This is a genomic window from Pseudomonas sp. UBA6323 (assembly GCF_002439135.1).
Classification (GTDB): Bacteria; Pseudomonadota; Gammaproteobacteria; order Pseudomonadales; family Pseudomonadaceae; genus Aquipseudomonas.
Map to the genome: position 1 here is coordinate 24365 of NZ_DJSX01000019.1, position 20176 is coordinate 44540.

Below are 20176 nucleotides of genomic sequence, written 5' to 3' on the forward strand. Positions count from 1 at the left end.
TCTTTCCACCGCCCAGCTGATTTCAGGGGACCGCCATGTTCAGCCGTGATTTGACCCTCGCTCGTTTTGACGCCGAACTCTTTGCCGCTATGGAGCAGGAAGCCCAGCGCCAGGAAGAGCACATCGAGCTGATCGCCTCGGAAAACTACACCAGCCCGGCGGTGATGGAAGCTCAGGGCAGCGTGCTCACCAACAAGTATGCAGAAGGCTACCCGGGCAAGCGTTACTACGGCGGTTGCGAGTACGTCGACGTGGTCGAGCAGCTCGCCATCGACCGCGCCAAGGAGCTGTTCGGCGCCGACTACGCCAACGTCCAGCCGCACTCCGGCAGCCAGGCCAACAGCGCCGTGTACATGGCCCTGCTCAACGCCGGCGACACCGTGCTGGGCATGAGCCTGGCCCACGGCGGCCACCTGACCCACGGCGCCAGCGTCAGCTTCTCCGGCAAGATCTACAACGCCGTGCAGTACGGCATCACCGACGCCGGCCTGATCGACTATGACGAAGTCGAGCGCCTGGCCGTCGAGCACAAGCCGAAGATGATCATTGCCGGCTTCAGCGCCTATTCGCAGGTGCTGGACTTCCCGCGTTTCCGCGCCATTGCCGACAAGGTCGGTGCCTACCTGTTCGTCGACATGGCGCACGTGGCAGGTCTGGTCGCGGCCGGCCTGTACCCGAACCCGGTGCCGTTCGCCGACGTGGTCACCACCACCACCCACAAGACCCTGCGCGGCCCGCGCGGCGGCCTGATCCTGGCGCGCAAGAACGAAGAGCTGGAGAAGAAGTTCAACTCCGCGGTTTTCCCGGGCGGCCAGGGTGGCCCGCTGGAGCACGTTATCGCCGCCAAGGCCGTGTGCTTCAAGGAAGCCCTGCAGCCTGAGTTCAAGGCCTACCAGGCCCAGGTGATCAAGAATGCCCAGACCATGGCCCAGGTGTTCATCGACAACGGCTACGACGTGGTTTCCGGCGGTACCGAGAACCACCTGTTCCTGCTCTCGCTGATCAAGCAGGACATCACCGGTAAGGATGCCGACGCTGCCCTGGGCCGCGCCTTCATCACCGTGAACAAGAACAGCGTACCGAATGACCCGCGTTCGCCGTTCGTCACCTCCGGCCTGCGTATCGGCACCCCGGCCGTGACCACTCGTGGCTTCAAGGAAGACGAGTGCCGTCAACTGGCGGGCTGGATCTGCGAAGTGCTGGCCAACATCGGCAACGATGAAGTCGAAGGCCGCGTGCGCGAGCAGGTCAAGGCGCTGTGCGCCAAGTTCCCGGTGTACGCCAACTGAGGCGACACCTGAAACGAAGAAGCCCGCCGATTGGCGGGCTTCTTTTTGCCTGGGGTTTGCCTCAGGCCGGCTGTTTCACATAACGCGCCAGCTGCGCGTCACGGCTCATCACGTCGAGAGTGGCGGCCAGTACCTGCTCGCTGGTGGCATCGGCCTTGCTGAAGATGGTCCCGAAGTTGTCTTGAGTGACCTTGGCGAAATGCGCGCGGTCCTCGGCTTCGACACCCAGCAAAGTGGCGTAGGCATCCAGCGCTTCGCCCTGGCCCATGGCCATGTCTTCGGCGATGGAATCGAGCATGCCGTTCATCGCCAGCATGGAGCGACCACCGTAACCCAACACGGCGCTGGTATCGCAACCGTTGGTACCGGAAGTCATACCGAAGGTGGCGTTACCCGAAGTACCGTTGGTGGTGGTGGCGAGGAAGTGCGGAGCCATGCCGCGTTGCCCTTCGAACAGCATGTTGCCCCAGCCGCAGCCATTGCCGCCCGCTGCATCGGCAAACGCGCCGACACTGGCCATGCTCAACAGACCAAATACCAAACCCTTGCCCAGCAGTCGCTTGCTCATATCTATCGCTCCGCAATATCGAGTAATAAAAACCGCATAAGGAGCTTCGGCGAGACTTGGCTACCTGTCAAACTGATGTGCATCAGTTGTGCGCCACGGCACAGGGGTTAGAGTACGTGGCCAGCAGCCTTGGCTATAGTGATGTAAACCCTTCAGGAGTATCGGCATGAGCGAATCAGCCAACGAGCGTCGGCGCTTTCAGCGCATCGCCTTCGACGCCCCCACCGTAATCGCACAGGGCGAGCGGCAATGGTCGGCGGCTCTGCACGATATTTCACTCAAGGGCCTGCTGATCACCACACCGCGCGACTGGAGCGGGGATCCGAATCAGCCCTTCGAGGCCGTGATCGAACTGGGTGGCGAAGCCAGGGTGAAGATGGAGGTGGTGCTGACACGCACCCAGCCGAAGTCTTTGGGTTTCGTCTGCCGTCATATCGATCTGGACTCCATCAGCCATCTGCGCCGCCTGGTCGAACTCAACCTGGGCGATGAGCAGTTGCTGGAACGCGAACTGGCGGCGCTCGGCGAAGACGACTGAGTCGCTTCAATGGCGCTTGCGCGCCGCCTCGTCCTTACGCTGCTGGCGCTGTTGACGCAGCGCCTGGATGCGCAGCGCCTCACCATGCGCCTCGTGCGACTGCGCGGCCTTGGCGTCGAAGTTGAAAGCGCGGGAAAAGAAATCGAAGAACAAAAACATGATGGCGTCTCCTTCAAGTGGATACGCCTTCATGCTGCTCGCCGATAGCCTGCTACCTATTGATCTGCGTCAGTTTTCGCCAGGCCCCGTTGGCGACAGAACGCCGCAGTCCAGAATCGCGGCTAAAGCCCCTCCCACAGCGGACTCCTGGCACCTGTGGGAGGGGCTTTAGCCGCGACTTTAATTACTCGAACAGCGCATCCAGCGCCTGCTCCAGGCGAGTCACGGCGACGATCTGCAAGCCCGGCGGCGCTTCTTTCGGCGCATTCCCCTTGGGCACGATGGCGCGCTTGAAGCCGTGCTTGGCCGCCTCCTTGAGGCGCTCCTGACCACTCGGCACCGGGCGGATCTCGCCGGACAGGCCGATCTCGCCGAACACCAGCAGGTCATGCTGCAGCGGCCGGTTGCGCAGGCTGGAAATCACGGCTGCCATCAGCGCCAGATCGGAGGCGGTTTCCAGCACCTTGACCCCGCCGACCACGTTGAGGAATACGTCCTGATCGTAGGTCGGGATGCCACCGTGGCGGTGCAGCACCGCCAGCAGCATGGCCAGGCGGTTCTGATCCAGGCCCAGGGTGACGCGGCGCGGGTTGCCCAGGTGGCTGGTGTCGACCAGCGCCTGCACCTCCACCAGCATCGGCCGCGAGCCTTCCCAGGTGGCCATCACGACGCTGCCGGGCACTGCCTCCTGCGCGCGTGTGAGAAAGATCGCCGAGGGGTTGGACACTTCCTTGAGGCCCTTGTCGGTCATGCCGAACACGCCCAGTTCGTTGACCGCGCCGAAACGATTCTTCACCGCCCGCAGCAGGCGCAGGCGACCGTCGGACTCGCCCTCGAAATACAGCACGGTATCGACCATATGCTCCAGCACGCGCGGGCCGGCCAGCGCGCCCTCCTTGGTGACGTGGCCGACCAGGAAGATCGCCGTGCCGCTCTGTTTGGCGAAGCGCACCAGCAGCGCCGCACTCTCGCGCACCTGGGCCACGCCGCCGGGTGCCGACTGCAGCTGCTCGGTGAAGATGGTCTGGATCGAGTCGATCACCATCACCTTGGGCTTTTCCTGACGCGCGGTGGCGATGATCGACTCGATGCAGGTCTCGGTCATCACCTTCAGCTTGTCCTGTGGCAGGTCCAGGCGCCGCGCGCGCATGGCCACCTGCTGCTGCGACTCCTCGCCGGTAACGTACAACGCCGGGAAACGCTGAGCGACATTGCACAGGGTCTGCAACAGGATGGTCGACTTGCCGATGCCGGGGTCGCCGCCGATCAACACCACCGAACCATCGACCAGGCCACCACCGAGTACCCGGTCGAGCTCGCTGGAGGCGGTAGAGAAACGCGGAATTTCCTCGACGCTGACCTCGGCCAGGGTCTTGATATTGGCCTTGTCCCCGGCCCAACCGGTGCGCCCACTGGGCGTGGCGCCCTCGACCACGGTTTCCACCAGGGTGTTCCAGGCGCCGCACTCACCACACTGCCCCGCCCACTTGGGAAAGGTGGCGCCGCACTCGGTGCAGCCGTACATGCGTTTTGCCTTGGCCATTGCGATCGATCCTGCCGCTGAACGAAGGCTGGAACGATACCGAACAACTGGATAAATTTACAGACCGCGCCCACTTTACCCGGAACGCTTCCATGCAGATTCAACTGCTGCCAACCACTGCCGAACAGCTGCCGCTGCTGGCCAATCTGTACCAGTTCTATGCCTATGAAAGCTCCGACTGGGAGCAGGAAGACGTGGAAACGGACGGTCGTTTCTACATCCATCAGCCACATTTGCAGCGCTACTGGCAGGAGCCGGGCTGGAGCGCGCAACTGATCCTCGCTGATGGATTCATCGCCGGTTTTCTGTTGATCGAGCGCAGCGAATTGCCGGGTATCGAGGCACCGGAGTTCGCCGACCTGTTCATCCTGAAAAAGTATCGTCGTCGCGGCATCGGCCGTGCGCTGGTACAACAGGTAATGGGCGATGCCAGCCCGTGGCTGCTGCGTTACTACCGCCAGGACGAGCTGGCGTGCGCCTTCTGGCAGCAGCTTCTGGGCGAGTGGCCGAGACCGGCGAGCACGGTGTGGATGGAAGAAGAGGCTGACGGGCTGCTCACCTACCTGATCAACCCGCCCGTGCATTGAAGCGGGTCACCCCGCAATGGCGGTAGGAGTAGCTTCAGCCACGAACAGCTGTGCAGCGAGATTCGCGGCTAAAGCCGCTCCTACGGGAGGTTTGCCGTCAGCCGCTGCAGCCGTTGCCGCAACCGCAGCACTGCCCACCTGCGCGCTTGAGTTGCCGCGCCAGTTCGTCCTTGAGGGCGACGCGGTTGAGCTTGAGCGCCTGCAGCGAAACATCGTCGAGTAGCTCGATACCGTCTTCGATACGGCAGATACGCTTGTCCAGTGCCTCGTATTCCTCGGCCTGGCGGGCGAAAAGCGCATCTTCCTGACGCAGGCGTTGCAGTGCTTCGCGATCTTCGGAGAAATCATGGATAAGCGGGTGGTGATCGACGTGCATGGCGCAGCTCCTGATTAAGGTGTTGCACGCAGGCTAGCCCGTCTCCGATGCCTCTCCCTTGATCCCGATCAAACCCGACTCAGGTAGCGCCGTCCAGCAGGCCGGCTATCTCGTCCTTGAGGCCCACGCGCTGCAGTTTGAGCCCCTGCAACGTCAGGTCATCGGCAGCCGAGCGGCCGTCCTCTATCTCGTAGATACGCTTGTCCAGCGCCTCGTACTCCGCGGCCAGGCTGGCGAAGCGCGCATCGTCCTGCATCAGTTTGCGCAGCGCATCGTGGTGCTGCGGGAACTCTCGATTGAGCGGGTGATGTTCAAGCGGCATGAAGGTACCTCCCCGTAAATGGTCCCCTTAGCCTAGTCGAAGCTGAGCCGAGTGCAGCTATCGAGCGGTGACGAGCGATGCCAGGCGCAACGGGCCGACAACATCACGAAATGAAATGTTGCAGCTTTCCTGCATATCTCTCTGCATTTCCGCTAAATTGATCGGCCCTTGGTCACTTATCCCCCTACATGACACTCCTGATAGCGTTCGCTGTCCTTTCCATTCTGGTTTCGTTCATCTGCTCCATCCTCGAAGCCGCCCTGCTCTCCCTCACGCCCAGTTACATCGCTCAGCAGAAGGTCGCAAAGCCTCAGCTGTACGAAAGGCTTAAAGAGCTCAAAGACAAGATCGACCAGCCGCTGGTGGCCATCCTGACCCTCAATACCGTGGCACATACCGTGGGTGCAACCGGTGTCGGCGCGCAGGTGGCAATCGTCTTCGGTGACGGTTACCTGGGTATCGCCTCGGCGGTCATGACCCTGCTGATTCTGGTGCTTTCGGAGATTCTGCCGAAGACCATCGGCGCCCGTTATTGGCGCACCCTGGCGCCCTTCCTGCCGAGCCTGCTGCGGACGATGATCCTGCTGCTCAAGCCGTTCATCGTGCTGTCGGACCTGATCATGCGCCTGTTCGGCGGCAAGGAGCCGGAGCATGACATTCGCCAGGAAATCAAGGCGCTGACCCTGCTCGGCCGTGAGGTAGGCAAGCTCGACGAAGACGAGCAGCGGGTGATCGGCAATATCCTCGACCTGCACGAGATTCGTCTGCGCGACATCATGACTCCGCGCATCGTCTGCGAGTCGGCCGCACCGGATGAGTCGATCGCCGCGTTCAAGGCACGTGCCCGGGAAAGCCAGTTCTCCCGCTACCCGGTCATTGGCGAAGACGAAGCGCCGCTGGGCGTGGTGTTTCGCTACGACGCCCTGGCTGCCGAGAACGATGCCGAGCCCATCACCCGCATCATGAAGCCGCTCAAAGTCGTGCCGGAAAGCATGAACGTGGAAAGCCTGATGACCCTGTTGATGCAGGAACGTCAGCACATGTGCCTGGTATACGACGAGTTCGGCAGCTGGCGCGGCCTGGTGACGCTGGAAGACATCATGGAAACCATCATCGGCAAGCCGATTCTCGACGAAACCGACGACATTCCCAACATGCGCCGCTTCGCCAAGCGCCGCTGGGAGCACCGGATCAAATCGATCCGCGAAGATTGATCACCGGTAGTTTTCGACTGCCACCTGACCCGGCCGCCGGGTCAGGCTCAGATTCAGCCCCCGCGCCTTCAGACGCTGACGAATATCGTCAATCATCTGCGGGTTGCCGCAAATCATCACCCGCGAATGCTCAGGCGTCAGCTCAAGCCCGGCGGCCTGCTCCAGCTCGCCACTGTCGAGCAGTTCGGTAACGCGCACGCTCAGGCAATCCGGCGCCTGCTCGCGGGTGACCACCGGCAGGTAGGTGAGTTTGTCGGCGAATTCGGCCAGATGCTCCAGCTCAGCGAGCCCCCTGATCAGCGGCTGGTAAGCCAGCTCGGCGCAGGTCCGGGCGCTGTACACCAGTACGATGCGCTCGAAGCGCTGCCATACCTCGAAATCCTGCAGGATCGACAGGAACGGCGCGATACCCGTACCACTGCCCAGCAGCCACAGGTCGCGGCCATCGACAAAGCGGTCCAGGGTCAGGTAGCCGGTGGCCATTTTCTCCACCAGCAGGCTGTCACCGACACGCAAGCGGCTCAGCTCACTGGTGAACTCGCCACCCGGTACCACGATGGAGAAGAACTCGAGAAACTCGTCATGCGGCGCGGAGACCAGCGAATAGGCGCGCCAGACCAGACTGCCGTCGGCCTTTTCCGCCCCCAGGCGGACGAACTGCCCGGCGCGAAAACGAAAACCGGCATCGCGGGTAGTGCGTAAGGTAAACAGGCTCGGCGTCAGGCTGTGTACCTCGAGTAGCGTCTGACGGGTGAACTTGTCTTCGCTGACGGTCATAATCGCCCCCTTGTTCGAATCTGCTGCCAGTGTCGCGCATTGTGCGGCTGGCAAACACCGACGGTTTCCATGCCTATTTTCACGACTCCCTTCGCCAGCCTCGAGCTGCTGCGACAACCGCATCAGGCGAACGAGCCTCTGCAAGCTTTCGACGCCGCGGACGAGTATCTGCTCAACCATCTGCACGAGCAGGGCCTGCGAGCCGAGGACTCGGTGCTGCTGCTCAACGACAGCTTTGGCGCCCTCGCCTGTTCGCTGGCCGGGCGTTGCCGGGTGACCAGCAGCAGCGATTCCCACCTGGGGTTCCTCGCCCTGCAGAAGAACCTCGCGGCCAATGGTTTGGGCAGCGATGCAGTGTCCTGTGTGCCGAGCAGCGAAACACCGCAGGGACCGTTCGACTGGGTGCTGATCCGCGTACCCAAGACCCTGGCGCTGCTGGAGGAGCAACTGATTCGCCTGCATGGCCAACTCGCGCCGAACGCCCGCGTGGTGGCCGGGGCGATGGTCAAGCACCTACCGCGTGCGGCGGGTGATCTGCTGGAAAAATACGTCGGCCCGGTCCAGGCCTCGCTGGCGGTGAAGAAGGCGCGCCTGCTGACGGCCACGCCAGAAGTAAAGGCAGCTCCAAGCTCGCCCTACCCCACGCGTTACCGTCTCGACAAACCGGCCATCGAACTGCTCAACCACGCCAATGTGTTCTGCCGCGAAGGCCTGGACATCGGCACGCGCGCCTTCCTGCCACACCTGCCGAAGCACCTCGGCCGCATCCGCGTCGCCGACCTTGGCTGCGGCAACGGCGTGCTCGGCATCGCCTACGCCCTGAGCAGCCCGCAGGCGCAGTTGACCCTGGTGGATGAGTCGTACATGGCCGTGCAGTCAGCCCAGGAGAACTGGCGCGCGGCGCTCGGCGAGCGCGCGGTGGAGATACGCGCCGGCGACGGCCTGGCAGAGCAGCCGGCCGACTCGCTGGACCTGGTGCTGTGCAACCCACCCTTCCACCAGCAGCAGGTGGTCGGCGACTTTCTCGCCTGGCGCATGTTCCAGCAGGCCCGCGCGGCACTGGTCAGCGGTGGCGAGCTGTGGATCGTCGGTAATCGCCACCTCGGCTATCACGCCAAGCTGGCGCGCCTGTTCCGCGGCGTTGAGCAGGTAGCGGCCAACCCCAAATTCGTGGTGCTCAAGGCAAGCAAGTGATAGACGAATTGTAACGATGACAGAGTATCACTAAAGTAGCACTCTCAATCGAACGCCGGTCAGCCATCATGAAAGTCGAGTTGGTAACCAACCTGAAGCGACATGCCACCAAGATCCTCGCGGACCTGCAACAGACCAAGGAAGCCGTGCTAATTACCGAGCATGGGCAACCCTCGGCCTATCTGGTGGATGTTCAGGACTATGAATTCATGCAGAAACGCCTCGCGCTGCTGGATGCCCTGGCACGCGGCGAACGGGCCATCTTGGAAGGCAATACCCTCAATCACGATCAGGCCAGGGAGCGGCTGGGCAAGTGGCTGAAATAGTCTGGACAAGCCCCGCCCTGGAGCAGCTCAACGATCTCGCCGAATACATAGCCCTCGATAACCCCGATGCCGCCAGGGCCCTGGTAGGCAGGGTCGTGGACACCGTGTCGCGGCTAGCTCAGTTTCCTCTCTCCGGCCGTGTACCGGAGGAGCTTCCTGGCTCCGTCTATCGCGAAGTCGTGGTGCCCCCTTGCCGCATCTTCTATCGGCACAGCGAGGAAAAAGTTTTCATCATCCACATCATGCGAGAGGAGCGCATGCTGCGCGCTCACATGCTCGGTTGAAACTCACAACGTCAGGGTAAAGCGCGAAAGCAGCGCCCCCGGCAATGCCATGGAACCCGTCTGCCTAGCGCCATAGGTGCCACCGGGCAGCAGCAGTTCCGGTTCGCGGGTCAGCGCCTCCAGTTGCGGGCTAAGGAAATCGAACAGCGAGTCGTCGAAGCGCATGGTGTCGACCGGCGCCTGGATCTGCCCGTCCTCGACCCAGAAGGTGGCGAAGCGGGTCATGCCGGTCAGGCGTCCGGCCGGCAGGTCGGAGAAGTTGCCGTACCACAGGTTGCCGATGTACAGGCCGGTGCCGAGCCGTTGCAGCACCTCCTGCTCGTCCAGCTCACCCCCTTGCATGCGCAACGACAACGGGTACTCGCCACGGCAGGCGCCATTGGCGATCAGCCCGTACTCGGCGGCGCTACGCGAGCTGACCAGGCGCTCGCCGGATCGCCCCCGGCTGATCAGGCGCAACGGCTGACGAGGTCCTTCGGCGGTGAAGGCTGGAGCCAGGCCGCCTTCGATGCGCTCTTCCATGGTCACCCGCGGCCGCCTGGCCATTTTCGTGGAACAGGCTGAATTCGAGGTTGAAACTGCTCGCCGCGTACCAGCCGAACGCCCCCCAGGAGCTGGCGAAACCCTGGTACTGAGGGCCGACAGCGAGGAATCCGATCAGGTCCAGGCCGCGCGCCGCGGCAACCACCTGCTGCGCCATGGCCGCACTGTCCAGCGGTTCGCCCACGGCCGCCAGTTCACTGCGCCAGGCTTCGCGGTTCAAGCGCAGATAAGGGTCATCATGCAGGGTCGGCAGCACGGTGCGCAGTTGCTGCAAGGCCTGCTGCAGGCGCGACGCGTCCTCGTCGAGCACACCGCTGAGCGCCAGCTTGTGCTCGGCGTGACGCTGCCCCTGATACAGCGACAGCGTGACGTACACCTGCTGCACCTGCCCCGCCTGGCGCACCTGCCCGTGATTGAAACGAATGAAGCTGGAGTCCTCGGCGGCATAGGCCAGGGTGAAGCCCTCCTCGCCGCCGACCTGCGCCTGCAGTCGAGCCAGCAAGGCGCTGAAATGTTGCCGTGCGTCCATCAGGTAGCCCCTCCGAATACATCGATATCGGCAAACACGCAGGCGGGCGAGGCATGCCCGACGCAGATCACCTGATTGGGTTCGCCCTTGCCGCAGTAGGGCGTGCCGAGCACTTCGAAGGTACTGGCATCGCCCACCGCGCGCAGGTTGCGCCAGAAGCGCGAACTGATGCCGCGGTAGTTGGGGTTCTTCACAACGCCCTTGAGCTCGCCGTTGTCGATCAACTGGCCCCACTCGCAGCCGAACTGGAATTTGTTGCGCGCGTCATCGATCGACCAGGAGCGGTTGTTGCTCATCAGGATGCCGCGTTCGATCCCGCCGACCAGCTCGGCCAGGCTCTTGTCGCCCGGCTCCAGGTTGAGATTGGCCATGCGGTCGATGGGCGGCCGGTTCCAGCTGCACGCGCGGCTGTTGGCGACTCCCGGCAGGCCGCTGCGCCACTGCGACAGCGCGCCGCCCAGCGGTCGCTGGAGAATGCCGTCACGGATCAGCAACTGGCGCTCGGCCGGCGTGCCATCGTCGTCATGACGATAGCTGGACAGCTCTCCCGGCACGCCCGGATCGAAACTGACATTGAGTAGCGGCGAACCGTAGCGGTAGTGACCGAAGTCTTCCTGACGGATGAAGCTGGTGCCGGCGAAGTTGCGCTCGTCACCGAGTATGCGATCGAGCTCCAGCGGGTGGCCGATCGATTCGTGAATCTGCAGGATCATCTGGTCGGGCATCAGCAGCAGGTCGCGCGAGTCGTTCGGCGTGTTCGGTGCCAGCAGCAACTGCAACGCCTCATCGGCGATGCGCGCGGCACTGCCCGGCACACCCAGTTGATCGAGCACCTCGGCGCCGCCCTGGCGCGCCAGGTGGCTGCCGCCGAAGCTGCGGCTCTGGCTGTCGTGTTCGTCGCTGGCGGTCACGCCGACTTGTGGAAAGACATAACGCTGGGCTCGGCGCAGACGGGCGCCAGCACTGTTGAGGTAGATCTGTTCGTGACAGGTGAAGGTCAGCCCGACATGGCTGTCGACCAGACGCGCATCGCGGGGAATCAGCGCCGACTCGGCCATCAGCAACTCGAACCAGTGTGCGGCACCAGCCACCGGCTGGTCGTAACCGGGCATCACGTCATCGCTCTGCTCGGCCGGTTGCGCCAGGCTGGCGAGATCCAGCAGGTTATGTCCGGCCAGGGCTCGGGCCATCCACTCGGCTCGCTCCAGCGCGGCCTGCAGGCCGGCCTGGCTGATGTCACTGGTGGCCGAATAGGCCTCAACGCCGGCGATGCGCACGGTGAGCATGGCGCCGGCGTCATCGATGAAGGACGGCGCCTGCGCGACCCGCCGGCGCACCCAGTAGGACTCCCGGCTCTCCTGCACATGGCGCAGCGAGTGGAAATCGGCGGTGGTTCTCAGCGCGGCAAAGCGCCGCTCCAGGGTGTCGCTGAGGTCAAACATGGAGCTCTCTGGATGATGGCTAGGAAAAAAGTATGGGAAAAACTGCCATAAGGAGCAACATAGGGCGCGCTTGCAAGCCGTAGACAGCCTGCATCATGATAGCGTAGCGTCAGCACTAATATTGCCCCTGCATATTTACTATCAAACTATTTCGCCAAGATACGCTACAAGTACATACAATAAATTCATTCATCACAACTAACAAAACCACGCCCCCCTATAAGTGAGATTTAAAATGGAAAAACGAGGCCCGTTTGGCTTGTGGCAAGGAATGCACATAAATGAGATACCGGGTAACATGGAAGAGATTGCCCCTTTCAAATACATCACCAATATCGTTCCAAAACCTCATTCGGCATTCGAACGATACATAGTCCAAATAACTCCGAATGCAGGTTTGTCATGGGTCAAGTCACTTGGCCATACGATTTCCACCAATCGGTTTGGACTAACCCTCCTGACTGCCTTCAACTCCATGGAGGAAAAATTATCTGCCGCATATGGAGGAAAGATACGTACTGATTTCTTGATGGATGGCAGCATTTGGAATGAACCTCAAGACTGGATGCAAGCTCTGCAACTTAGGGAGAGATTTCTCGGGGTAACTTGGGACAACAGCACCGGCGCCAACTTGAAAGACTCACTTAGCTCTATTTATCTCGGCGCCACCGCTGTAGACACTGAGTGTGGCTTCATATTCATAGAGTATTCTTTTGAAAATTCATCTCAAGCCGAGGCTGAAATAGCTGCATCTGAGGATGATGCACTGTAGATAGCTCACCCCACTGCACTAGGGAGTATGCAGAATAGCGAAGCGTAATCCATCACTCACCTCAAACGGCTTTATCGGTTCAATGTGATGGATTCTTCCTTCGAGTAATACGCCCCCACAACTGCGGCCACACATTACTCACTAAGTTAGGCATGCGACTAGCTGCCCCTCCACACAAAGCGTAAGAACAATCAATGGCGGACGAATCAAGCGCCGGCCGCCACTGGCGCCAGAACACAGCTTTCGAGGGGCAGCGCCTGGCGCCTCAGAAATCGACGGTCGCCGACACCTTGAAGGTGCGCGGCGCGCCCTGGGTCAGGTAACCGCCGTTGGCCGACGCCCAGTAGTTCTCGTCGGCGACGTTTTCCAGTACCGCGTTGAATGTCACCGCGCGCTCGTCCAGTCGGGTCTTGTAGCGGGCGCCCAGGTCGAGGCGGGTCCAGGCGGGAATGCTGTAGTCGTTGCCGGCGTCGACGAACTGGCCACCGGTGCGCAGTAACAGGCCATTGAGGCTCAGACCGGGCACGCTCGGCACGTCCCAGTCGGCCGCGACGTTGAACTGAAACTCCGGCACCCCGACGGCCTGGTTGCCATCGTTGGCACCGCCTGCGGTGCCGCGCAGCTCCGCCTCCGTCCAGGTTGCCCCACCCAGCAGACGCAGGCCGCTGAGCGGCTCACCGAACAGGCTCAGCTCGACGCCGCGGTTGCGCTGCTCGGCATCCACGCCGTAGTTGCCGTTGCCATCGATCACGCCCTGCGGCTGCTCGATGCGAAAGACGCTCAGGTTGCCGCCGAAGCGCCCCCAGTCCAGCTTCATCCCCAGTTCGGTCTGCTTGGAGCGATACGGCGCGAACATCGTCCCGCGGTTGTTCGCGGCATTGGGCGCGGTTGGGCCCTGCTGCAGAGATTCCACGCGGTTGGCATAGAGCGACAGGTACTCGGTGGGCTTGATCACCAGGCCGTAGGCCGGTGTGGTGATGCTCTCCTGGTAGTTGGAGGTGCGGCTGCCATTGGCCGCGCTCCAGGCATCGGCGCCGATGGTCTGGCGCCGGACGCCCAGGGTCAGCAGCACACGATCATCGTAGAAGCCCAGGGTATCGGACACGGCCAGGCTCTTGTTCTGCACCTTGGCGGTGGTATCCGGATCGTGCAGGTCGCCGGAAGGCGGGCTGGCCGCCGGCACCGGTACGGGCAGGCCCTCGTAAAGGTTGCCGTAACCACGATTGCCAACGGCAGTGGACTCGAAGGCATTGCGCTTTTCCTGCCAGATACCGTTGGCTGCCAGGTTGAGCTTGTGGCTGACCGGCCCGGTCAGCAGCTCGCCACGTAGGCCGGTGGCTACGCTCAGGGTTTCCTGATCCAGCGGCGAATACAGGCGGCCGATGCGCGCCGCGCCATCGGCACCGTACACGTAGCTGGAGGCGTATACACCATTCTCCCGCGTGTACTTGCCGCCACCGATGAGGTAGGCCGTCCAGGACGGCGACAGGTCATACTCGGCGCTGAACATGCCGTAGGTATCTTCCAGCTGCGACCAGCTCCAGGGCTGCGCGTAGTTGTGACTGGAGTCCGGCGCCGAGGGCACCTTGCCGTTGAGGGTAGAAGTCGCGCCAGTGGTGGTCAGGTACACCACGGACCGGCCTTCGTTCACACGCTGCTTCTGGTAGCCGAGGTCCGCCGCCAGGCGCAGGCGATCACCACGGTAGTCCAGCGCCACGCTCGCCAGGCCGAAGCGCGAGTGCTCGTCATCGATGCCCGTCTCGCCCTCACGCTGCGCCAGGTTAACCCGTACACCGAAGCGGTTGTCCTCGCCAAAGCGCTGGCCGAGATCCAGGTGGCCGCCTACCCGGCTGTCGTTGGCGTAATCCAGGCTGAAACTGCGCGTCGGGGTATCCTCGGCGCGTTTGGACACCACATTGATCGCCCCGCCGACGCCGCTGCCACTGGGCGACACGCCATTGAGAAAGGCATTGGCGCCCTTGAACACCTCGACCCGCTCGACCGACTCGGTGGAGATGATCTGCCGGGGCAGGATGCCATACAGGCCATTGAAGGCGATATCGTCGCTGAACAGCTGGAAGCCGCGCACGACGAAGACCTGGGAAAAGTTGCCGAAACCGTAGGACTGGCGCACACCCGGATCGCTGGCCAGCACGTCGGCCAGGGTCTGCGCCTGGCGCGTCTCGATCAGTTCGCTGGTGTAGCTGGAAAAGGCGAAGGGCACGTCCTGCATGTCCTGGTTGCCCAGCAGACCGATATTGGCGCCGCGCGCCACCTGGCCGCCGGCGTACTCACTCGGCAGGTCACGGCGGCCGTCGGCCTGGCCACTGACGGTGGTGGCACTCAGCTCCAACACGTCGTCATCCGCGGGGCGCGGGATCAGCGTGACGGTGCCATCGGCGCCGATGCTGAAGGTCAGGCCGCTGCCCTGCAGCAACTGCTGCAACCCGTCACTGACGGAGTAGTCGCCCTTCAACGCGCTGCTGCCGCCAACGCCACGGGTCAGGCTGGCGTCGTACAGCAGGCGGATGCCGGCCTGCTCGGCGAAGTCGGTGAGCGCCGAGTCCAGGGGCTGGGCCGGAATATCGAGTTCGACGGCCTGTACCTGCGCGGCGGCAAGACCAAGGGAAAGCGCGATCAACGTCGGGAGGAAGGGAAACGAACGCATGCGGGTGTCCTGTGCTCTGCTGGCTATTCATGCGAAGAAGTCGCATTTGCAGAAACAGAAGACGAAGGCGATTCGCATTCCTGAACCTGGAGCTCGATATTTTTTGCGAAGAGAGGTCCCCGGATGAAATCCGGGGCGGTTGCGCGAATTATTCCCCGGATTGCATCCGGGCTACGGATTTACCTGGTGATAGCCGTTCGCTTGCGCTCAGTTCGCGGACAAGTCCGCTCCCACGAATTCAGCAGCGCCGCTTCTCCTGTGGGAGCGGACTTGTCCGCGAGTTTTTCTGCTGCAGCCCGAACGGTCCGATCCTACGCCCAGCTCATCAGCTGCGCGACGACACCAGCAGCACCCCCGGCAGCCGGGTCAGCTTGACCGGCAGGGCGGTCTCGATGGCGTGCAGAACCGCCTGCGGATCGTCCAGGGCGAACACCCCGGTCACCTTCAGCCCACGCGCCTGCGCGTCGAGGAACAGCACCTGCTGCGACTGCTGGCGCTGCAGCTCCTCGAACACTTCGGGCAGCGGGCGATCGCGGAACACCAGGCGGCCACGCTGCCAAGCCAATGCCCGAGCGCGGTCCAGCGGCTCCAGGGACTGCAGGCGCCCGCCCTGCCAGGCGATCTGCTCGCCGGCCTGCACGGCCCGCTCGCTGCCGCCGGCATCGCTGACCTGCACGTGCCCCTCGGTGACGGCGAGCAGCACCTGATCGCCCAGCAGGTTGACGTCGAAACGAGTGCCGGTGACGCGAATGCGCGCCTCGCCGACCTCAATCACGAAGGGATGCGCCGCATCGGCGGTCACTTGGAAATCCACCTGGCCGCGGTACAGGCGCACGCGGCGCAGGCCGTCGGCGTTGGCGTCCCAGTCCAGGGCGGTGGCGCCGTTGAGCTGCAGCTGCGAGCCATCGTCCAGCGTCACCTCACGGACCTCGCCGGCCTCGGTACGCACGTCGGCATGCCAGCCGGGCGGCGCCAGCCACAACGCCAGCAGCAGGCAGGCCGCAGTGGCCAGGGGCAGCGGCCAGCGCCGTACACGACGCGGCATGGCCTGCACCGCGGCTGCAGGACGCTCGACCTGGCCGAGCAGCGTCCACAGGCGTTCCACTTCTGCCAGGGCGCTGGCGTGCTCGGCATTGGCATGGCGCCAGCGCTCGGCTGCCGCGCGATCAGCCGCGCTGGCCCGCCCGGAGTTCAGCAGCACCAGCCACTCCCGGGCCTGGCTGCGCAAATCCGCCTCAGTTGTCATCCATGCGTTCCTGGCAATATTCGAGGGCCTTGAGGATATAGCGTCCGGCCATACTTTCCGAGACGCCAAGGCGCTCGCCGATCTCACGCTGCGTGAGGCCGTCCAGGCGATTCCACAACAACGCTTGGCGCAGATGCTCGGGTAGCTCGTGCATCAGCGTCTGCAGACGAGCCAGGCGACGGCTGTCCTCGGTGGCGCGTTCGGGTTCGGGGAGTTCGCTTTCCAGCGCCTCGTCGAGCGGCGCCAGTTGCGGGCGAGCCTGCTGCTGGCGGTGGTGGTCGATGAGCAGGTTGCGGGCGATACGGTAGAGAAAGGCGCGCACGTTGCCGATCTCCTCGGTCCGGCGCCCTTGCATGCGCAGCCAGGTTTCCTGGCGCAGGTCGGCGGCGAGTTCGCTGCAGCGTGTCTGCCGGGTGAAGAAACGCAACAGCTCCGAGGAATGGCGCCGGAACAGCTCTTCGGGCGGCTGGGGATCGACAGGCAGGGACACGAACGCTACTCGGTGCCGGGAAAGGCCGAGAAAATATTACAGTTGGAAAATGATTTTCAAACATATCCGACAGGCGATCGCACCTCGACTCATGGGGGCGCCAGCCTTGCCAGTGTTCAACCCGGCGTACCGAGCCCCGCTGCGCTCATGAACTGGCGCAGCAGCCAGGCCACCGCGCCCAGAGTCAGCACGCTGGCCGTCCAGATCAGCACCAGCCAGCCCAGACGCTGCAACAAGGGTTTCTTCTCTTGCTCGACCTTGGTCATATCGCCTCCTTCGAACGGATTCAACGCCTCGCGCTAGAGCCATGCGAGGCAGAACCTAAGTAACGACCTCCGGCTAATCAGAGCAGGCGAGGATCGGCCGGAGTCGCGCTCGATTTGACGAGCTGTAAATGAGCTGGCCGAGCCTGCTTTACGCCGCAGGGGCGACGCGCAGCAGGCTTTGGGCAGGCTCTCAATGATAGCCGTCGTCCTGGGTCACCTTGCCGCGGAACACGTAATAGCTCCACGCGGTGTACATCAGGATGAAGGGGATGATGAGCAACGCGCCGACCAGCATGAAGCCCTGGCTCTGCGGCGGTGCGGCAGCCTCCCAGATGCTGATCGATGGCGGGATCACGTTCGGCCACAGGCTGATGCCCAGGCCGCTGTAGCCGAGGAAGATCAGCACCAGGGTGAGCAGGAACGGCGAGTAGTTGCGGTTGTCGGCCACCGCCCGCAGCAGCGCGTAGGTGCACAGCAGCACCAGCACCGGCACCGGCATGAACCAGAACAGGTTGGGCAGGCTGAACCAGCGCTCGGCGATCGCCGGATGCTCCAGCGGCGTCCACAGGCTGACGATGCCGGTCACCGCCAGCACCACAAACACCAGCGGTCGCGCCATGTCGTGCATCTGCTGCTGCAGGCGGCCTTCGGTCTTCATGATCAGCCAGGTGCAGCCAAGCAGCGCGTAGGCCACGATCAGCGCCAGGCCGCAGAACACCGAGAACGGAGTCAGCCAGTCGAAGGCGCCACCGGCAAAGGTCCGGTCGACCACCTCGAAGCCGTCGATGTAGGCCCCCAACGCCACGCCCTGGCAGAAGGTGGCGGTCAGCGAGCCGCCGATGAAGGCCTTGTCCCACAGATGGCGTTTCTCGGCCTTGGCCTTGAAGCGGAACTCGAAGGCCACGCCGCGGAAGATCAGCCCCAGCAGCATCAGGATCAGTGGCAGGTAGAGGGCGCTCAGCACCACCGAGTAGGCCAGTGGGAAGGCGCCGAACAGGCCGGCGCCACCGAGCACCAGCCAGGTTTCGTTGCCATCCCATACCGGTGCCACGGTGTTCATCATCACATCGCGCTCGCCCTCGTTCCTGACGAAGGGAAAGAGGATGCCGATGCCCAGATCGAAGCCGTCCATCACCACGTACATCATCACCCCGAAGGCGATGATCACTGCCCAGATCAGCGAAAGATCGATACCCATGTTCAACTCCTTTCCGGCAGCGTGTCGGACTCACCGTCTTGCGTACCCTCATCGGCTGCCGACAACGGCCGCGCCGGAGTACGAGGCTTGCCAGGCCCGCCTTCTTGAGGGGCTTCATCCCCCTCGTCGAGCTGCGGTCCCTTGCGCACCAGGCGCATCACGTAGCTGATGCCGGCACCGAACAGGGCGAAATAGACCACCACGAACAACGCTAGGGTAAAGCCCAATTGGGTCGCGCTATGGCCGGAGGAGGCGTCGGCGGTGCGCATCAGGCCATGGACGACCCACGGCTGACGACCGATCTCGGTGGTGTACCAGCCGGCGAGAATGGCAATCACACCGCTCGGGCCCATCCACACCGCCAGGTGCAGGAACGGCCGGCAGGTGTACAGCCGATCACCACGACGCAGCCAGGTGCCCCACAGGCCGGTGAAGATCATCATCAGGCCCATGGCGACCATGATGCGGAAGGTCCAGAAGACGATGGTGGAGTTGGCGCGGTCCTCCGGCGGGAAGTCCTTGAGCGCCGGCACCTGCTTGTCCAGGCTGTGGGTGAGGATCAGGCTGCCGAGCGCGGGAATCTCCACCTTGAAGCGGGTTTCCTCGCGCTCCATGTCCGGCCAACCGAAGAGGATCAGCGGGGTCGGCTCGTCGCCGACGTTCTCCCAGTGGCCCTCGATGGCGGCGATCTTCGCAGGCTGGTACTTGAGCGTGTTGAGGCCGTGCAGGTCACCGATGACGGCTTGCACCGGCGCCACCAGCAACGCCATCCACAGCGCCATCGAGAGCATCTTGCGGATCGCCGGGTTGTCACGGCCGCGCAGCAGGTGCCAGGCCGCCGAGGCACCGACGAAGAAGGCGGTGGCGAGGAAAGCCGCGGTGGCCATGTGGGTCAGGCGATACGGAAACGACGGGTTGAACACCACGGCAAACCAGTCCACCGGAATCACCCGGCCGTCGACGATCTCGAAGCCCTGCGGGGTGTGCATCCAGCTGTTGGAAGCGAGGATCCAGAAGGTGGAAATCAGCGTGCCGATGGCCACCATCACCGTGGAGAAGAAGTGCAGGCCCGGCCCGACGCGATTCCAGCCGAACAGCATGACGCCGAGGAAGCCCGCCTCGAGGAAGAACGCGGTCAGCACCTCGTAGGTCAGCAGCGGCCCGGTCACCGCACCGGCGAAGTCGGAGAAGGCGCTCCAGTTGGTGCCGAACTGATAGGCCATGACCAAGCCGGAGACCACGCCCATGCCGAAGTTGACTGCGAAGATCTTCGACCAGAAGTGGTAGAGATCGCGGTACAGCGTATTGCTGGTCTTCAACCACAGACCTTCGAGCACCGCCAGGTAGCTGGCCAGGCCGATGGTGATGGCCGGGAAGACGATGTGGAAGGAAATGGTGAAGGCAAACTGGACTCGGGCGAGATCGAGTGCCTCTAGGCCGAACATGTCACATCCTCATTCAGGGTTATTTCGGCCCCAGCACGCAAAGCCGATCCATAGACTCCAGTCTTGGAGTCAAACGAGCTGAAATTGTTCTTATTGAAGTGAACTGCAGCCCAAAAGGCCACTGAGCAAAACGCGAAATGGCGCATTGACCTGGATCAATGCGCACTAAAAGACTAGCCGCTAAAGACACTGCAAGCGCTGTGGTGATTTGCCGCGCGACAGGCCACCGCAGCGTTCACCAAAAAAGCTTCGCCCCGGGGCGGGGCTCCTTCGAAAAGCGGTGGCCCCTACCTGTAGGAGCGGCGCCCCACCGCGAACCTGCGCGCAAAAAAAAGGGCGGCCACGCGCTACGCGGGCCGCCCGAATCACGGAGTTGCTTAGAGCCTGGTCACGGCCTTGC

The 20176-nt window shown here is 63.1% G+C and carries 21 protein-coding genes and 1 pseudogene; 8 read left to right on the top strand and 14 right to left on the bottom strand.

What is annotated here, in order from left to right; all coding sequences use genetic code 11:
- The first annotated feature begins 35 nt into the window (after nt 1-35).
- On the top strand, nt 36-1289 hold the full coding sequence (gene glyA / locus B3P22_RS05100; protein ID WP_013714014.1) for a serine hydroxymethyltransferase: 1254 nt from the start codon (nt 36-38) through the stop codon (nt 1287-1289).
- Between the two features lie 61 nt (nt 1290-1350).
- On the opposite strand, the gene B3P22_RS05105 is transcribed toward glyA, so the two are convergent.
- The gene (locus B3P22_RS05105; protein WP_197859174.1) at nt 1351-1857 is read right to left on the bottom strand and encodes a DUF3015 domain-containing protein; all 507 of its coding nucleotides are present in this window, start codon (nt 1855-1857) and stop codon (nt 1351-1353) included.
- Nucleotides 1858-2023: 166 nt separating this feature from the next.
- On the opposite strand from B3P22_RS05105, the gene B3P22_RS05110 reads away from it, so the two are divergent.
- Nucleotides 2024-2395: a PilZ domain-containing protein gene (locus B3P22_RS05110; protein WP_197859173.1), complete on the top strand. Its 372-nt coding sequence runs from the start codon at nt 2024-2026 to the stop codon at nt 2393-2395.
- A gap of 6 nt (nt 2396-2401) precedes the next feature.
- Here the strand turns inward: B3P22_RS05110 and B3P22_RS05115 are convergent, their stop codons facing one another.
- Both B3P22_RS05115 and radA read right to left on the bottom strand, forming a co-directional pair.
- Nucleotides 2402-2554 carry a hypothetical protein gene (locus B3P22_RS05115; protein WP_197859172.1) on the bottom strand — a complete coding sequence of 51 codons (153 nt, stop codon included), beginning with the start codon at nt 2552-2554 and terminating at the stop codon, nt 2402-2404.
- Between the two features lie 184 nt (nt 2555-2738).
- Nucleotides 2739-4097, bottom strand: a complete 1359-nt coding sequence (gene radA / locus B3P22_RS05120) for a DNA repair protein RadA (protein WP_296270182.1) — start codon at nt 4095-4097, stop codon at nt 2739-2741.
- A gap of 92 nt (nt 4098-4189) precedes the next feature.
- Here radA and B3P22_RS05125 point away from each other — a divergent pair, with 92 nt between their 5' ends.
- Nucleotides 4190-4684: a GNAT family N-acetyltransferase gene (locus tag B3P22_RS05125; RefSeq protein ID WP_296270183.1), complete on the top strand. Its 495-nt coding sequence runs from the start codon at nt 4190-4192 to the stop codon at nt 4682-4684.
- Between the two features lie 97 nt (nt 4685-4781).
- Here the strand turns inward: B3P22_RS05125 and B3P22_RS05130 are convergent, their stop codons facing one another.
- Nucleotides 4782-5060 carry a YdcH family protein gene (locus B3P22_RS05130; RefSeq protein ID WP_296270184.1) on the bottom strand — a complete coding sequence of 93 codons (279 nt, stop codon included), beginning with the start codon at nt 5058-5060 and terminating at the stop codon, nt 4782-4784.
- A 79-nt stretch (nt 5061-5139) separates the two neighbouring features.
- Nucleotides 5140-5382 carry a YdcH family protein gene (locus tag B3P22_RS05135; RefSeq protein WP_197859168.1) on the bottom strand — a complete coding sequence of 81 codons (243 nt, stop codon included), beginning with the start codon at nt 5380-5382 and terminating at the stop codon, nt 5140-5142.
- 188 nt (nt 5383-5570) lie between these two features.
- Here B3P22_RS05135 and B3P22_RS05140 point away from each other — a divergent pair, with 188 nt between their 5' ends.
- Entirely contained in the window at nt 5571-6596 is a 1026-nt protein-coding gene (locus B3P22_RS05140) for a CNNM domain-containing protein (protein WP_296270187.1), read from the top strand.
- Here B3P22_RS05140 and B3P22_RS05145 read toward each other — a convergent pair whose 3' ends face one another.
- On the bottom strand, nt 6597-7373 hold the full coding sequence (locus B3P22_RS05145; RefSeq protein ID WP_296270189.1) for a ferredoxin--NADP reductase: 777 nt from the start codon (nt 7371-7373) through the stop codon (nt 6597-6599). It lies immediately after the preceding gene.
- 69 nt (nt 7374-7442) lie between these two features.
- Here B3P22_RS05145 and B3P22_RS05150 point away from each other — a divergent pair, with 69 nt between their 5' ends.
- The 3 genes from B3P22_RS05150 (at nt 7443) to B3P22_RS05160 (ending at nt 9177) form a co-directional block, all read left to right on the top strand.
- Nucleotides 7443-8567, top strand: a complete 1125-nt coding sequence (locus tag B3P22_RS05150) for a class I SAM-dependent methyltransferase (RefSeq protein ID WP_296270190.1) — start codon at nt 7443-7445, stop codon at nt 8565-8567.
- A gap of 68 nt (nt 8568-8635) precedes the next feature.
- Complete coding sequence (locus tag B3P22_RS05155) at nt 8636-8893, top strand: type II toxin-antitoxin system Phd/YefM family antitoxin (protein WP_296270192.1); 258 nt, start codon at nt 8636-8638, stop codon at nt 8891-8893.
- On the top strand, nt 8881-9177 hold the full coding sequence (locus B3P22_RS05160; RefSeq protein WP_296270193.1) for a type II toxin-antitoxin system RelE/ParE family toxin: 297 nt from the start codon (nt 8881-8883) through the stop codon (nt 9175-9177). The genes B3P22_RS05155 and B3P22_RS05160 overlap by 13 nt, the downstream gene beginning before the upstream one ends.
- A gap of 3 nt (nt 9178-9180) precedes the next feature.
- On the opposite strand, the pseudogene B3P22_RS05165 reads toward B3P22_RS05160, so the two are convergent.
- A pseudogene (locus B3P22_RS05165) lies at nt 9181-10249 on the bottom strand (metallopeptidase TldD-related protein).
- Nucleotides 10249-11691, bottom strand: a complete 1443-nt coding sequence (locus B3P22_RS05170) for a TldD/PmbA family protein (protein WP_296270195.1) — start codon at nt 11689-11691, stop codon at nt 10249-10251. Before B3P22_RS05170 ends, B3P22_RS05165 begins: the two are co-directional and overlap by 1 nt.
- Nucleotides 11692-11989: 298 nt before the next feature.
- On the opposite strand from B3P22_RS05170, the gene B3P22_RS05175 reads away from it, so the two are divergent.
- Entirely contained in the window at nt 11990-12463 is a 474-nt protein-coding gene (locus B3P22_RS05175) for a hypothetical protein (protein ID WP_296270197.1), read from the top strand.
- Nucleotides 12464-12728: 265 nt separating this feature from the next.
- Here the strand turns inward: B3P22_RS05175 and B3P22_RS05180 are convergent, their stop codons facing one another.
- The 6 genes from B3P22_RS05180 to B3P22_RS05205 form a co-directional block, all read right to left on the bottom strand.
- Nucleotides 12729-15131, bottom strand: coding sequence for a TonB-dependent receptor (locus B3P22_RS05180; protein ID WP_296270199.1), 2403 nt, complete (start codon nt 15129-15131; stop codon nt 12729-12731).
- Between the two features lie 325 nt (nt 15132-15456).
- Entirely contained in the window at nt 15457-16377 is a 921-nt protein-coding gene (locus B3P22_RS05185; protein ID WP_296270201.1) for a FecR family protein, read from the bottom strand.
- Nucleotides 16367-16867 carry an RNA polymerase sigma factor gene (locus B3P22_RS05190; RefSeq protein ID WP_296270203.1) on the bottom strand — a complete coding sequence of 167 codons (501 nt, stop codon included), beginning with the start codon at nt 16865-16867 and terminating at the stop codon, nt 16367-16369. Before B3P22_RS05190 ends, B3P22_RS05185 begins: the two co-directional genes overlap by 11 nt.
- Before the next feature lie 116 nt (nt 16868-16983).
- Complete coding sequence (locus B3P22_RS05195) at nt 16984-17133, bottom strand: DUF2474 domain-containing protein (RefSeq protein WP_197859157.1); 150 nt, start codon at nt 17131-17133, stop codon at nt 16984-16986.
- A gap of 190 nt (nt 17134-17323) precedes the next feature.
- On the bottom strand, nt 17324-18331 hold the full coding sequence (gene cydB, locus B3P22_RS05200; RefSeq protein ID WP_275547235.1) for a cytochrome d ubiquinol oxidase subunit II: 1008 nt from the start codon (nt 18329-18331) through the stop codon (nt 17324-17326).
- Between the two features lie 2 nt (nt 18332-18333).
- A complete protein-coding gene (locus B3P22_RS05205; RefSeq protein ID WP_197859155.1) occupies nt 18334-19776 on the bottom strand; it encodes a cytochrome ubiquinol oxidase subunit I in 1443 nt (480 codons plus the stop codon).
- Nucleotides 19777-20176 lie beyond the last annotated feature (400 nt).